The following is a 14,401-nucleotide window of genomic DNA, read 5'->3' on the forward strand; positions in this document are numbered from 1 at the left end:
CGATGGCAGAACATATCTTTTCGAAAAAAGTGAAATGTCCGTATTGTTTGAAACAGAGCGAGACGCCGCGCGTCCTGTCGCGCCATATCCGGCCGCAGGAAGTCGCGAAAGACGGCTATACGACGTATGATGGCGCCAACCCATACTTCTATGAGCCGACCGTCTGTAGTCACTGTCACCTCGTCTTTCACGATTCGTTCGACAAGGTACGGAAAAATAATCGTGATGCGCTCGAGACGGGCTACTTCGACCGCGTCAACGCCGAGGCGCTCAACGGTGACCGTTCGGCAGAGCACGTCATCCGGCTGTACAAGTTCGCCGTCGTGACGGCCCAATTGAGCGGCCAGAAACCCTCCGTCGTCGCCATGCTCGGCATGCGGCTCGTCTGGATGTATCGCCTGACAGGCGACGAGGCGTCCGAGAAGGAATGGATGAAACGGACGCTCGATAAGTACAACGAGGTACAGGAGGCATACACGGACCAAGTCCGGACCGGCCTACCGTACGACCAGCTCATGTTGCGGATCGCCGACTTGTCGGCCGCACTCGGTCTATATGAGGACGCGAGGCGTTGGTACGGCATCTTGCTAGGAAGTAAAGAAGTGTCGGAGCGGATCCGTACCCAGGCCCGGGCACACTGGGAAGACTTTAGAATCGAACATGCCTAAAAGGGAGAGCCGCGGCTCTCCCTTTTCGCATACAAAAAAACGCGCTCTTCCACTCACGGACAAACGCGGTCGGATCTCTTCATGGGTGAATCCTTAAACCGAAAAGAGATAGACGCGACATGACTCACGTCAAAACCTAAACAGGGCATCCAAGAACCGATTGCGCGGTGGCGTCTTGCACGGTTCAGTCTCAATGATTTTTATCACGGTCAGATTGGGGTATGGTTAGTAGGAATCCAAAGGAGGTCATTCCATGTTTGAAACCCGCTATTTCGAAACGGTACGCTCGATTTTTCAGGAACAGAAACAGCTCGCCGAGGACGCGTTGAAGCAAGTGAACGACGAGGACATGCATCGCGTGCTCGCGAAAGACACGCTCTCGCTCGCGGTCATCGTCCAGCACATCTCGAACAATATGAAGTCCCGCTGGACCGACTTTTTGACGACGGACGGCGAGAAGCCGGACCGGAACCGCGACGCCGAGTTCGAGGACCAGCACCAGTCACGCGCAGAACTGATGGCGACGTGGGATGAACGTTGGCAACTGTTGGACGACGTGCTCTCGGGTCTCACGCCGGAAGACCTCGGCAAGACCGTCTTCATCCGCGGTGAAGAGAAGACCGTCATCTTGGCAATCGAGAAGCAAGTGTCGCACTACAGTTATCACGTCGGACAGATTGTCTATCTCGCGAAGCTGTTCGCCGGTGAGAACTGGAACGTGTTGACGATCCCGTTGCCACATCAACGTAAATAAGAGAACGCGCATCGCGAAGATGCACGTTCTCTTATTTGGTGACGTCAATCGTGTATTCATAGCGCTCTTCGGCAATTTTACGGAACTGATCATCATATGGTCCTTCCACAACAAAGCGGACTTCGGTCAGTTCTTCAGGCATCGACTCGACATGGAACAGCACGCCTCCCTCTTTCTTCACTTTTCCTAAAAATTCTCCGCCTACATCCTCTGAAATGACGAGGTCAGCATCAACCTGTTCGCCTGTGTTCGTAACGAGCCTGGCTTGGTTTGGATGAAAGCTGACCGTCTCATCACTCGTATTTTCGACGATGACATTGAACGAAACGATGGTCACTTCTTTTTGATCATCGAAGAAGAAACGATAATCAGAAGCGACTTCTAGACGCAGCGTTTGCACCTTATCGATTTGAAAGATGATTGGCCCAATCGTTTCTTCAATGCCTAAATCACGATTCTTCATGTAAATTTGACTGCGCCCAATCTCATCTTCCTGTACTTCAAACTTTTCACGTTGTACGGTTTCTGTTTCTGTCGTCTCTTTTTGGCTGTCTGTCGACGGAACGCTTTCACTTTGGTTGGTAGGTTCGGTAGTAGTCGATGATGGCTCCGTGTCTCCACATCCGACTAACACAAGCAAGGGAATGGCTAAGATGAATCCGTACGACTTCAATCCAATCCTCTCCTTTACCTCAAGACTTTTCCAACTTATATAAATCTTATTCCCCATTTTTAAAAGGGCATTCGAGGTAAACGTTAAATTTTTTGGGTATTACTCTGGACATAAAACGGCCGCACCAGTTCCCTGGAGCGGCCATTGTTTATTTCTCGACGTTGATTGTATATTCGTAGCGCGATTCCCCGATCGACTCATAGTTCGCGTCCGACGGTCCATCGATGACGACTTTCACGTCCGCTAACTCTTCCGGCATCGCTTTGACGAAGAAGAGGACGTTCCCTTCCTTCTTCACTTTCCCGAGGAACTCGCCGCCGACATCATCTGAGAACCACAAGTCGGCTGACACCTGTTCCCCTGTGTTCGTCACGAGCGTCGCTTGGTTCGGGTGGAAACTGACAGTGTCGTCAATCTTATTTTCGACGATGACATTCATCGCGACGACCGTCACTTCTTCTTGCCCGTTAAACGAGTCGCGGTAAGCCTCGTTGACCGTGAGTCGGGACGTCTGTACTTTATTGATGGCGAAGTTGACAGAACCGATCGTCTCTTTAATGTCGAGCACCTTGTTCTTCATGAAGATTTGGTTCGAACCAAGTTCACTCTCCTGCACTTCTGCTTCTTCTGTTGTGTCTGCCGCTGGTGCCTCCTTCTTCTCTGCCTCTACGACTTCCTCCGTTTCGGTCGCTGTCGTCTTCAGTTCATCGGCTTCTCCGCAGCCTGCAAGCAATGCAAGGGGTAAAGCGAGGATCAATCCGTATCGTTTCATGTTCATCTTAACTCTCTCCTTTTTTCGTGTGAGTGGTGGTTGATAAGATGAGCATACTGGATTGTTTAGCCTGACCGGTGTAAGAAAACGTATAGGGTCGTCACCCTGAATAAATAAAAGCCAAGGTCCACAATTGGACCTTGACTTCGCATGTTTTATCCTCGTGATTTGAGGTCTTCTTCTTCATACGGATCGGGTCCGTCCTCGATTGGCGCATCGTCTTCGATGTACGCTTCAAGTTTCGGGTCACGTTCCACATACTCATCGTACGCCCCTTCTGGACCGTAGACGAAGTAACGACGATCTTTCGATGACTTGGGCTTTACCTTTTTATCACTCATCTCGTTTCCCTCCCCTTTCCAGAACAGAAGCAACGGTTACAGTGGTATTTACCCGATTTTATACGAAAACAGGCGTCTTTGCATCCTTACATCCCTATTGAAACTTTTTCCAAATCAAATCGTATACAAAGACAACACATGAATGAGAGGACGAGATAGATGAGTTTATTGAAAACAGGACTGGTTCGTGGCGTGAAGTGGTTCATGCTATTTGGGTTGCTTGCGATGTATCAATGGTGGAATGAAAATGTGGAAGGTGTACATAGGATGCTCGTCTATAGCGGGATGGCGTTCTTCCTCGGTCTGACGAGTGTTATCTATGAAGTGAGACGGTGGTCATTCCCGAAACAGATTCTGATTCATTGGGCCACGATGCATGTGACAATTCTACCGCTCGTCATATTCAGTGGGTTTCTGCCGGTGTCGTCGCTTCGAGATGTCCTGATGGTTTACTTGAAGTTTAATGTGAGCGGGCTGGTTTTGTTCACGCTATCCAGAATGCTTTTGAAAGTGCGACAACAAATCAAAACCTCATAAATAAAAGCAGCTCGAGGGCGCACCTTCGAGCTGCTTCATGTCTGTTGATCGAACAATCCTGAGAAGTTCGAATCGACGTCCTCGTATGGATCGACGTATGACTTGACGGTTTTCCGTTCTTGCCGTGCCGTCCCGAGCGTCATCCCGAGTCGTTGGTGCTCGGCTTCGATTAAACGGGCAATCTGTTGACTGTCATCGACGAGTTGACGGATTACCGTCTGGTCAGCATCCTTCAGGTCCGGTCCGTGCGCTGCGAGCAATTGCTCGCGGTCGTCGAGCAGTTCATGGATTTGGTCCATCCATGTGTCATAAGTCGGTTCCTCAGGCACTTTCGCCAGTAAATCTTTTAACCGCTGTGTTTTGAAGATGATTTCATCGATGGGTCTCATGCTTGCTTCGCGAGTTTCATCGCTTCCTTCCACGTATCGCGGAGCTCGGTCGTGAAATCGAGCACTTCGTCGAGGATGGTTGTGTCGTTTTGGATGTTCGCATCGACGAGACGACGCCACATGTACTCATACAACGAGTCCAAGTTCGCCGAGATGGCAACATCTTTATTTAACGTCAAGCGCATCTCTTGAAAGATGGCTTGCGTCTTTTGGATGTTCTTATTCTTCAAATCTGGATTCCCTTGCTCGATGGCGAGTTTGGCGAGGCGCATAAACTTGAGCGCCCCGTCGTACAGCATGAGCGTCAGTTCTTGTGGGTTCGCGGTCGTGACCGCGTTGTTTTGATATGCTGCATATGGGTTGGCTACCATTTAAATTCCTCCTCTTACATGCCTCCGCCTAAGAACTGTTGCAGTGAGGCGGCTTGCGAGTTCGCCTGGTTCATCGCCGTCTCCATCGCTGCGAAGCGACGGTAATAGGCGTTTTCTTTATCAACAAGTAGTGCATTTAAACGTTGGATCCGGGTGTCGATTTGAGCCATCTCTCGGCCCATGGAATACGTTGGAGCTCCGGATCCATCGGTTCCTGCAATTCGGGTAATAGATGTACGCGAGCTTGTTGCAGCATCACGAATTTGCAACAGTAACCCGCTCTCAGTATTTGTGAAGAGTTGATACACTTGTTCTGGGTCTTTCTCTATGGCAGCTTTAAGCTTTTCTTCATTCAGCTCAATTTTCCCGCCATTTGTAAAGTCTGCTCCTGTCGAGAGTCCAATTTGAAACAATTGCTTCATTTCTGCGTCATTTGTAGCAGAGGACGTACTTGACCACTTTCCTCTTAATGCGTCCATAGCCCCACGAACGATTGTGTCATTCTTGAGCAAACCGCTCATTGCTTTATCTTCCCACTTTTTGATTTCATCTTCAGAAAGTTCATCTTTCTGAGCGTTCGTCAAAGGATTAAAAGATCTATATCTTTCTTCTTTTACTTTTTTGTTCATTAAATCTATTGTTTCATTATATTGATCTACAAATTTTTTGATGTTATCAAAAACTTTTTGTGTGTCTGTAGCAGCCGACAAAGTAACAGGATTCCCTGCCGCAAAGGATGATTTTAAAGTAACCGTCATATTGTCTATCGTAACTGTATTTGAACTTTGCGACATAGTTATGCCATTCACTGTAAAATTAGCATTAGTACCATTTACAGGTATAGCTAAAGGATCTATTCCAAAAGCAGTCTTAGTTGTTGCATCTAATTCTATAATCGCATTATTTCCTGTCTGTTTTTGTGTAAGTGAGAGCTTTCCAGAAATCGGTTCGAAGAAAGCAGAGATCCCAGAATCTTTTCCATTCAACGCCGTGACTAGATTTTCCATAGTCGCATCTTCCGCCACTTTAATTGTTTTGAACTCTTCGCCTTCTACAGAACGGATTTGAATTTGATAACCAGATGTGTAAGTAGCCGTTGTACCTGTTGGAACGTCTGATCCATCATTCATCGTTACTTTACCTGTTGCCTCATCATAAGACGCATCAATTGGATTGTTCGACGCATCTTTGAGAGCGACTATTTCACCTGCACGTGGTTTAGGTGACAAAGTCCATTCCTTTGTTAAAGTTGATAAAGTAACCACTTGAGTAGCTGACTGTAAGTTCATGTCAGCAACTTTTGTCACTTTTGTTACTGCATTTCCGTCTTTATCTTTTGGTTCAACAATTTGTGTAGCAGCAGTTGCTAGGTTGTTAACTGAGTCGATACGAATCGCCGTATTTCCACTAGACGGTCCCGCCACAACAGAAACGCGAGACTCATCAGATGAGCTAGCAGTTTTCGCATAAAAATTACGGCTAAACATAAGATCCACCGCACTATTTCGAAGCGTCATAAGTGAACGATTAATTTCACGATATGCGTCACGTTTCCATTCAGTCGACTGCTTTTTTTGTTCAAGCTTATCAACTGGCGCTCGTTCAACTTGCATTAACTGCTTAATAATAGTGTCTGTATCAATACCACTAGCTAGTCCACCAAAACGAATAGGTGTTGTCAAACAATCTCCCCCTTATACACGTTCATCAAATAATCGATTAAATTCCATAAAAGCAGCAAAAAAATCGAGCGATTTCTTACTAGGAATTTCTCTGATCACTTCGTTATTTGTATCTACAATTTGAATGTAGTAATCGTTTAATTTTTCGTGCTTAATAAATTTCAGGCCAGTCCTTTGCAACTCTAATGACTGATTAGCTTTTTCGATTGCCACCTCAAGTTTAGTAACGTGCTGAGGAGTTGGAAGAACAACTAGACCTTCTTCGGATAATGACTTTTGATTAACGTCTAAGAAAATATTTTTTGTTGGTTCATATGGTAAGACCGAAGAAGGAAAATATACCCTAACTTCTTTAATATCGTTTACCATTTGTAAGTTCCTCTTCTTTCTCAGTTATTTAAATGCTATAGTTCTCTACTCTATTCATCGGCTAATGTTTTTATTTTTATATATTGGAATGAAGTAATTCTATATTTTGTTTCATTAACAATTTTAAATAATTCATTCTCGATTTCTAATTCTCCCCAATTCAATATTCAAATCGAAAATATCGATATAATGATTTTGAAAAACTTGTTTAATTTCTAGAACTATTTCATCTAAATGAAAACTGTCTTTTATAAATAAGATCCTTAGATATACTAGAGTTAAAAAACCGTCAATCAACACTTTCCTCACTAAAAACTCTCAATCAAAGGTCGATTAACAAAATCGAAATTAAGATTCGTTTCCGATGAAAATGTTTTCTTATTTTAGTTACTCTTTCTTAAAGTAACAAGAAATAAATTATAACCGCCCTTATACCTTATATAAGTCTTCTAGCAAAGTGATAATGCTAGTTTCTGCTCCTCCACATTTCAAATGATCATAAACATGTATTATATTTATTTAAGTCCTCCTTTACGAAATTGATGTATACGTCTCTTTAAATTTTATGTCCCCATAAATTTTTAAATTTTCTTCAGTTGGATTAGATACGTATAAATATTCAGCTAGATATAACGCTTCTTCGAATATTTCAGCAAATTCGTAATATTCAATCAGAATTTTTATTGCATACGATGCTACGGAAGACAGACCATGTAAGTTAATAAGTTGTATTAATTCACCAAGTTCACAATACATAGCAAATTGAATGCTTGATATGTAAATAGATGATTGTATTGATACCTCTTTATTTAATATAACTTTTACAAAGTGAATGTAGTCATCAGTGTTACTTAATGAAATCAGATGGTCTATCTGATGTAATTTTAAATAATCGTTAACTAACTGAACCAGAGTGTGGAAGTCATTTATCTCTATAGATGAAAAAGCAAATAATAAAATTTCATGACCAAAATCCTTTAAATTATAATCTTCTTTTTCAGTTAGACTTAGATAGTAGTCATATAAGCTTTTGGCTTCATTTGCAATAAAAAGACTTTCAGGAAGAATATATTTCTCCACCATTTTATACTCTTTAAAATTATTCCAATTTATATTCGGTAACCTTTTAGTATTCGAAGCTTTATTTGCAACTATTCTTTCAACATCTTTAAAAATGTAATTCCAATTAGTCCAAGTAAAATCTTCATTGTCAATGCTTTCAAGTTGATTTTGTATATTATGAGAATATAAAAACATTGCGGCATCTTGGGAGGTTTTATAAAAATAAGTTCTTGATGGTTCACGATATAGTAAATCTGGAAATCCTGTCGAAATAACAAAAACGTTTCTGTCGGCAATATACTCGTAATACTTTAATGGTGTGACTGAGGATGATAAAGATGTATCTTGAAAAGGAATAATTGCATATTTACTAACTTTTAGATATTTACTGAGTTCATAATAATCAATGATTCCAAGTTCTTTAATATTAGAATTTTTAAAACTATATTTAATATCCTTGGGTCCGATGATATTAAAATTTAAATTAGGATTCATACTAGCCATTTTTTCAATACTTTCTACATCAATCCACGAGGAAATAGATCCGAAAAACACTACCTGATTTGATTTTATAACCGTTTCGTCAGTTGCATAATCAAGTTCAAAACTTCCATTCGGCAAATACATTATGTTTTTGTTGTATCGTTGTGCAATGTAACCTAGTTTGATTGCACTAACAGATACAAATTTACATTTTTTCATTAATCTTCTTTCGGCATTAAGTAAAATTTCAGGAAAATTGATTTCTGAAATAGTTCTTCTAAATTCATTCCATAAATCTATAGAATCATATATTACATTATAATTTTCTAATTCTTCGTCCGAGAGCAACAAGCCAAAATACGGATGCATCACCCAAATAAATTCATAAATTGATAAATCTATTTCATGGAATAGTTGCTGAATATTTTTTTTCGTATTCCATACTTTGTAATTTTCAGACTGTATTTCAGTTTTTTCATTTAACCCTATATAGTCTATAAAGTATCCTTTACTTTCAAAAATATTTACTAAATGTTGTGGCCTTTGCCTTGTTTTATTTTGATATGGAACTCCACTACATATTAGTATTTTCTTCATAGTTAATTACTCCTTTAAATAAAGGTCATGGAGAAGTTTCTCCATGACCTTTATAAGATAGAAAATATTAATGAAAAGATAGAAAAGATTAACGCAAAAGTTGAAGAACTGCTTGAGGCTGCTGATTAGATTGGCTCATCATTGCTTGAGCAGCTTGATTTAAGATGTTGTTCTTTGTGAAGTTCATCATTTCTTTAGCCATATCAACATCACGAATACGTGATTCTGCAGCTTGAAGGTTTTCAGCAGAAGTGCTCAAGTTATTGATAGTATGCTCGAGACGGTTTTGTGTTGCACCTAAAAGGGAACGTCCTTTTGAGACTGTCTCAATTTGTGTCGAGATTGTGTTAACTAACGCTGTAGAAAGAGCTGATGTTGCAACACTCGTTGATGATAGAGAACCTACTGCTGTGTTAACAGTATCGAGGTTAACTCCTGCTGTAGTAAAATCAACTGCCATTGTTTGAGCATTGTTTGCCCCGACTTGGAAAGTGACACTTCCAGATACACCAGCAGTTCCGTTAAGCAATTTCTGTTCGTTAAACTCCGTATTATCTTTAATTCGTGTAATTTCTTTTCCAAGCTGAGCTAATTCATCTCCGATTGCTCCACGATCAACAGCTACGTTTGTATCGTTAGCTGCCTGCACAGCGAGTTCACGCATACGTTGAAGGATTGAGTGAGTTTCATTCAACCCGCCCTCTGCAGTTTGAATCATCGAGATACCATCTTGTGCGTTTTTCGAAGCCATATCAAGACCACGAATCTGTCCGCGCATTTTTTCAGAGATTGCAAGACCAGCAGCATCGTCGCCAGCACGGTTGATGCGAAGACCTGAAGACAATTTCTCCATCGCTTTACCAGTTTGTGCTGTGTTGAATGACATGTTACGGTGTGCGTTCATCGAGTTAAGGTTGTGGTTAATAATCATTGTAATTTCCCTCCATAGGTTTAAGTTTTTTCCGCTCTTCCAAATCCATTTGTCCGAGCATACAAGGTTTAGGCCGGCCCCTCACCTTGTATTAGTTGGTAACGTTTTTGCGTTTCCATACTCTATATCGGAAGTTCAGAGATTCTGTTTAGTGTTTTTTGAAAAAACTTTTTGTGGGATGCATTTTGATCGACTTGATTTTTCCCCCCTTGAATTCGTAAAAAAATCGTGAGTGCTTAACTATCACTTCAACTCTGCCTCTCAAGAACTTTTCACTTCTTATTTAATTCATCTACATTTAACCACTAACCTCCGGTGCATTTTTTACTCTACTAAATCGCTTCATCATGCGATTTGTTCTTTAATTATCTCTCTCAAAAAAATATATTTGAAACACCATAAAAATCCCAATTATCATACAATCGTTTACCTATTTTAGAAATTGTTCCTTTCAATCCTTTCCCGATTTTCTCTATACTTGGTTCGAACATTCATTATTTATCGTTTTCAAATCAAGGAGGGAAACCATTGAACAAACGAAGTAAACGCTTGAGTACAGCCATCTTTTTATCCGGTGTGCTGTTTGCCACGATGTATACTCAAGACGTAAATGCCGCATCGAAAACAGCTACTGTCGATACATCTATCTTAAATGTTCGACAATCTTCCTCTACATCATCTCCAATCGTTGGAAAGTTGACAAAAGGAAACAAAGTCTCTGTATTGAACGTCAAAGGGTCTTGGGCTGAGATTAACTATAAAGGGGCGAAACGCTACGTTTCTTCCGCCTATTTAAAAATGACAACAGCAACACCGGTATCGGCAAGTAAAGTCAAGCAGACGTACACCGTCACCGATAACTTGAATTTGCGCCAATCGGCCAACTTGAAAGCGCGAGTCCTTGTCACCATCCCTAAGAATAAAGAGGTGCAATACCTTTCAAAAACAGGAACTTGGTATCGCGTAAAATATGGATCAAAAACTGGATATGTTGCGGCCAAGTACGTTAAGGTACAAAACACTGTCGTCAAAAATGCTACCACGGCTGCACCGAAGCCTACTACAGTCACAAAAAACAACGCTTCATCTAGCACGACGAAACAAGTATATGCAACGACTGCGAACTTGAATTTACGTAGCACGGCCTCGACGAAAGCAAAAGTTCTCGTCACCATCCCGAAAAACAAAGAAGTCCAATACATCGCGAAGTCTGGCAATTGGTTTAAGGTGAAATACGGCTCCAAAACCGGTTTTGTGTCTGCTAGCTATATCAAAGTGACGAACAAAACCGTCAGTCCAGCTCCTATCAAGCCTGCTGCGCCAAAACCGCCTGCACCGAAACCTCCTGCTGCTACATCGGCGCAGACAAAAGTGTATAAGACCAAAGAAAATTTGAACTTACGTAGCACGGCCTCAACGAAAGGCAAAGTGCTCGTCACCATTCCAAAAAACAAAGAAGTTCAATACATTTCGAAGTCTGGAAATAGGTACAAAGTCAAGTACGGATCGAAAACCGGTTTCGTGTCTGCCACGTACATTTCAGTGACTACGAAAACGGTGACCCCTGCGAAACCAGCGCCTAAGCCACCAGTTGCCGCTCCTTCGAATAAGGTCACTTATAATACAAAAGAAAACCTCAACTTGCGCAGTGCGGCATCATGGTCTGGTAAAATCCTTCTCACGATTCCAAAAAACAAAGAAGTGACTTATGTCTCGAAGTCTGGTGATTGGATGCGTGTCACTTACAACGGAAAAACCGGCTATGTTGCAAGCAGCTATTTGACAGCAGTCAAACCAGCTCCGGCAAAGCCGGTCACGCCAGCTGCGAAAAAGTATTATTACACGACTGCGAACTTGAATTTGCGTGCCTCGAACTCATTAAGCGGAAAAGTCATTGTGACTTTATTGCCCAATAAAAAAGTCGAGTTCGTATCGGCACACGGTGATTGGTACAAAATCAAGTACGAGAATAAAGTCGGTTTCGTCTCAAAGAAATATTTGACCGAGAAAGCTCCTGTCGCACCGAGCAAACCGGTTGAAACCGAGCAAGACTATACGATTGCGTATGAGGCTGTCGTCACTGCAATGCCAAGCTTGAACGTTCGGACTGCGCCAGATGCAAGTTCAACTCAAATTGGTACGGTACTTCACAATCAAATCATCGGAGTAATCAAGAAAATCAACGATTCGTGGGTTCAAATCGAATTTGAACTGAATGGGAAATTGGTACCAGCATACGTGCATAGTTCGTATATCAAACCATATACTGGTCCGACTGTACCAGAGACCGTACCTGGTACAAAAAACGTTGTTTTGAACTACAGCGACTATGATTTGAAGTTGACCGACATGGTTCAAATCCAAAAGAACGTCAATGCTCAAACCGATAAATACCGCGGGACTGCCGCTTTTGTATCAAAAGAGTTTATCCAATTGATTGAAGGAACTCAAACTGGCAAAGTCTCGACAAACGCCTTGAATGTCCGGGCGGATGCGACGACGAACTCGCACGTATATGGCATCCTTAACATGAACAGTGTCGTCAACGTCCTCGGTGAGAAAGACAACTTCTATTTGATCTCGTACAAGCGGAAAACCGGCGAATCGGAACGTGTCTTCGATAACACATGGCGGTTAGCGACGGAGTCTGATATTTTGAACCAAGTCGATCCACGTCTCGTGAAGTTCGAAGCTGCCCTTGATTCACCACGTGAATCGTTCCAATACTTGGACCTCTCGAAGTCTGCCAACGTTTCAGCTACGATTTTAAACAAAACGCTTCAAGGAAAAGGAATTTTGTCTGGTCAGGCGCAAGCCTTTATCGATGCGGGCAAGTCATATAACATCAACGAGATTTATCTCATGTCACATGCTTTCCTTGAGACGGGGAACGGAACTTCTACCCTCGCTTCAGGAGTTTGGGTAGATCAGACCGGGAAGTTAAGCACATCGACGAGCACACGTTACAAACGTGTCTATAACATGTATGGAATCGGCGCAACAGATGCCAACCCGACAGCAGGGGGTGCAAAATACGCCTTCGACAACGGGTGGTTCACACCTGCCGAAGCCATCAAAGGTGGCGGTCAATGGATCAGCAACCGTTACGTCAACAACACACGTAAACAAAACACGTTGTACAAAATGCGCTTCAATCCAGATAAACCTGGAACGTATCAATATGCGACCGATATCGAGTGGGCATACAAGCAAACGTTCAAAATCCATGAGATTTACAAGTTGCTTGAAGAATACACTGTCGAATTCGATATTCCACGCTTTATTTATTAATTTCATTCAGACGCTAGAAGGAGCCATAACGGTCTCCTTCTTTTTTGTTCTAACTCTAACCCGACAAATAAAAAATAAGGAGAATTATCTCGAATCAGATAATCCTCCTCATTTCACGTTATACGTTCGACACCTTCACTTGCTCCGTCTCATTCTGCAAACTCTCCGCGACACGGACAAGCTCCGTCATCGCGCCGTTCACTTCACCGAGACTGGCCGCCTGTTGGCTCGCTGCTGACGTGACTTCCGTCGCGTAGCGTGACGCCTCTTCGACCATGCCGACGATGCCGGCCGAGTTCGTGACGACCGAGTCGATTTGACCGCGCGACTCATCTAAGAGCGCATCGACCGAATGGACGTGGCTGTACACTTCGTTCGCCGAGTTGTGGATCGACGCGAAGGCGCCTCCCGCCTTCTCGACGAGACCGACGCCCGTCTCGACTTCTGCTTTCACGTTCGCCATCGAAGACGACGTGTCGCCAACTAAACGTTTCACGTCAACGATTAAATCCGTGATTTCTTGCGTCGAGTTCGCCGTCTGTTCAGCGAGCTTCTTAACCTCGGCCGCAACGACCGCGAAGCCGCGTCCATGTTCCCCGGCGCGTGCCGCTTCAATAGACGCGTTCAAGGCGAGCAAGTTCGTCTGAGCCGAGATGTCGCTGATGACGTCCGTGATGCGCGAGATTTCGCCTGTCATCTCTGTCAACTTGCTGTTGAGCGTCGATGACTGTTCGACTTTGCCCGCAATCGCATGCATCGCATCGACCGACGACGAGGCAAGGCCTTTGCCGCTCTCGGCCTCTTGTTGCATCTCACTTGCTGAATTTAGAGCCGAGCCCATCTCGTTACGGATATTCTCCATCGTCCGGGCGACGGCCCCGAGTAGGTCCATCGAGCTATACGTCGCGCTGACGTTGTCCTCGAGCATCTTGTTCAAGGCGTCCATCGCTTGACGGATGTTCTCGCCGGCGACATTGCCTTCTTGGACCGCTGCCGCAATCTCTTGCGCCGAACCGGTGAGCTGGTCCGCCGTGTAACGCATATTCGTCCCTTGCTCCCGTAAGTGCCCGACCATGTTGTCCATCGAGAGGAGCAGACGTCCCATCTCCGAACGGTCTGTCGTCGTCTCGTCCGCGAACACGACCGTCAAATCGCCGTTGCCGACCTCGACCGCCTTGTCGGACGCCAATTCGATGGCCTTGAGCGGACGACGGGCGATCAAGTAGATGACGGCGCCGCCAATCCCTGAAATGAGCAACGCCACGGCCGTCCCGACGAGCATGACCTGACCTTTCGCCATCTCAAGCTCTGTGAGCAGCAAGAGCGTGATCCAGCCGACCGCTCCGCCCGTGATAAAGGATGTGACCAAAATCCATGCGAGCAGTTGGGTCGTAAAGTTTTTGAATAGCTTCACTATGAGTTCCTCCTCTGTGTAATTCATCACCTACTATATCGTCCGAATTCCAGCTTTTGTATAGCGT

Annotated in this window: 14 protein-coding genes; 4 read left to right on the plus strand and 10 right to left on the minus strand. The window is 43.7% G+C overall.

From position 1 onward, the window contains the following. The first annotated feature begins 2 nt into the window (after window positions 1-2). Together KNP80_RS07400 and KNP80_RS07405 are read left to right on the plus strand one after the other, a co-directional pair. Window positions 3-668, plus strand: a complete 666-nt coding sequence (locus KNP80_RS07400) for a DUF2225 domain-containing protein (RefSeq protein ID WP_214832041.1) — start codon at window positions 3-5, stop codon at window positions 666-668. 253 nt (window positions 669-921) lie between these two features. Then, window positions 922-1,422, plus strand: coding sequence for a DUF1572 family protein (locus KNP80_RS07405; RefSeq protein ID WP_214832042.1), 501 nt, complete (start codon window positions 922-924; stop codon window positions 1,420-1,422). 31 nt (window positions 1,423-1,453) lie between these two features. Here KNP80_RS07405 and KNP80_RS07410 read toward each other — a convergent pair whose 3' ends face one another. From KNP80_RS07410 to KNP80_RS07420, 3 genes are all read right to left on the minus strand, one after another. Beyond that, entirely contained in the window at window positions 1,454-2,152 is a 699-nt protein-coding gene (locus KNP80_RS07410) for a DUF4352 domain-containing protein (RefSeq protein WP_251132357.1), read from the minus strand. Window positions 2,153-2,243: 91 nt separating this feature from the next. Further along, window positions 2,244-2,873 (minus strand): DUF4352 domain-containing protein, encoded by a 630-nt coding sequence (locus tag KNP80_RS07415; protein WP_214832043.1) that lies wholly within the window; start codon window positions 2,871-2,873, stop codon window positions 2,244-2,246. Between the two features lie 149 nt (window positions 2,874-3,022). After that, window positions 3,023-3,208 carry a hypothetical protein gene (locus KNP80_RS07420; RefSeq protein ID WP_214832044.1) on the minus strand — a complete coding sequence of 62 codons (186 nt, stop codon included), beginning with the start codon at window positions 3,206-3,208 and terminating at the stop codon, window positions 3,023-3,025. A 159-nt stretch (window positions 3,209-3,367) separates the two neighbouring features. Here KNP80_RS07420 and KNP80_RS07425 point away from each other — a divergent pair, with 159 nt between their 5' ends. After that, window positions 3,368-3,745: a DUF3021 family protein gene (locus tag KNP80_RS07425; RefSeq protein ID WP_214832045.1), complete on the plus strand. Its 378-nt coding sequence runs from the start codon at window positions 3,368-3,370 to the stop codon at window positions 3,743-3,745. Window positions 3,746-3,780: 35 nt separating this feature from the next. On the opposite strand, the gene KNP80_RS07430 is transcribed toward KNP80_RS07425, so the two are convergent. The 6 genes from KNP80_RS07430 to KNP80_RS07455 form a co-directional block, all read right to left on the minus strand. Continuing rightward, window positions 3,781-4,134: a flagellar protein FliT gene (locus tag KNP80_RS07430; RefSeq protein WP_029595022.1), complete on the minus strand. Its 354-nt coding sequence runs from the start codon at window positions 4,132-4,134 to the stop codon at window positions 3,781-3,783. Continuing rightward, window positions 4,131-4,505, minus strand: a complete 375-nt coding sequence (fliS, locus tag KNP80_RS07435) for a flagellar export chaperone FliS (protein WP_034803946.1) — start codon at window positions 4,503-4,505, stop codon at window positions 4,131-4,133. The genes KNP80_RS07430 and fliS overlap by 4 nt, the downstream gene beginning before the upstream one ends. A gap of 14 nt (window positions 4,506-4,519) precedes the next feature. Further along, complete coding sequence (gene fliD / locus KNP80_RS07440) at window positions 4,520-6,187, minus strand: flagellar filament capping protein FliD (RefSeq protein ID WP_214832046.1); 1,668 nt, start codon at window positions 6,185-6,187, stop codon at window positions 4,520-4,522. Between the two features lie 12 nt (window positions 6,188-6,199). Next, the gene (locus KNP80_RS07445; protein WP_214832047.1) at window positions 6,200-6,556 is read right to left on the minus strand and encodes a flagellar protein FlaG; all 357 of its coding nucleotides are present in this window, start codon (window positions 6,554-6,556) and stop codon (window positions 6,200-6,202) included. 531 nt (window positions 6,557-7,087) lie between these two features. Beyond that, a complete protein-coding gene (locus KNP80_RS07450) occupies window positions 7,088-8,698 on the minus strand; it encodes a glycosyltransferase family protein (protein WP_214834436.1) in 1,611 nt (536 codons plus the stop codon). Between the two features lie 88 nt (window positions 8,699-8,786). Further along, window positions 8,787-9,629, minus strand: a complete 843-nt coding sequence (locus tag KNP80_RS07455; protein ID WP_214832050.1) for a flagellin N-terminal helical domain-containing protein — start codon at window positions 9,627-9,629, stop codon at window positions 8,787-8,789. 528 nt (window positions 9,630-10,157) lie between these two features. Between KNP80_RS07455 and KNP80_RS07460 the strand changes: the two genes are divergently transcribed. Continuing rightward, window positions 10,158-12,920 carry an SH3 domain-containing protein gene (locus KNP80_RS07460; RefSeq protein WP_214834438.1) on the plus strand — a complete coding sequence of 921 codons (2,763 nt, stop codon included), beginning with the start codon at window positions 10,158-10,160 and terminating at the stop codon, window positions 12,918-12,920. 118 nt (window positions 12,921-13,038) lie between these two features. On the opposite strand, the gene KNP80_RS07465 is transcribed toward KNP80_RS07460, so the two are convergent. Further along, the gene (locus tag KNP80_RS07465; RefSeq protein WP_214832052.1) at window positions 13,039-14,334 is read right to left on the minus strand and encodes a methyl-accepting chemotaxis protein; all 1,296 of its coding nucleotides are present in this window, start codon (window positions 14,332-14,334) and stop codon (window positions 13,039-13,041) included. Between the last annotated feature and the right edge of the window lie 67 nt (window positions 14,335-14,401).

Origin of the sequence: Exiguobacterium sp. E4787, assembly GCF_018618375.1 — a bacterium.
GTDB classification, from domain to species: Bacteria; Bacillota; Bacilli; order Exiguobacteriales; family Exiguobacteriaceae; genus Exiguobacterium; species Exiguobacterium chiriqhucha.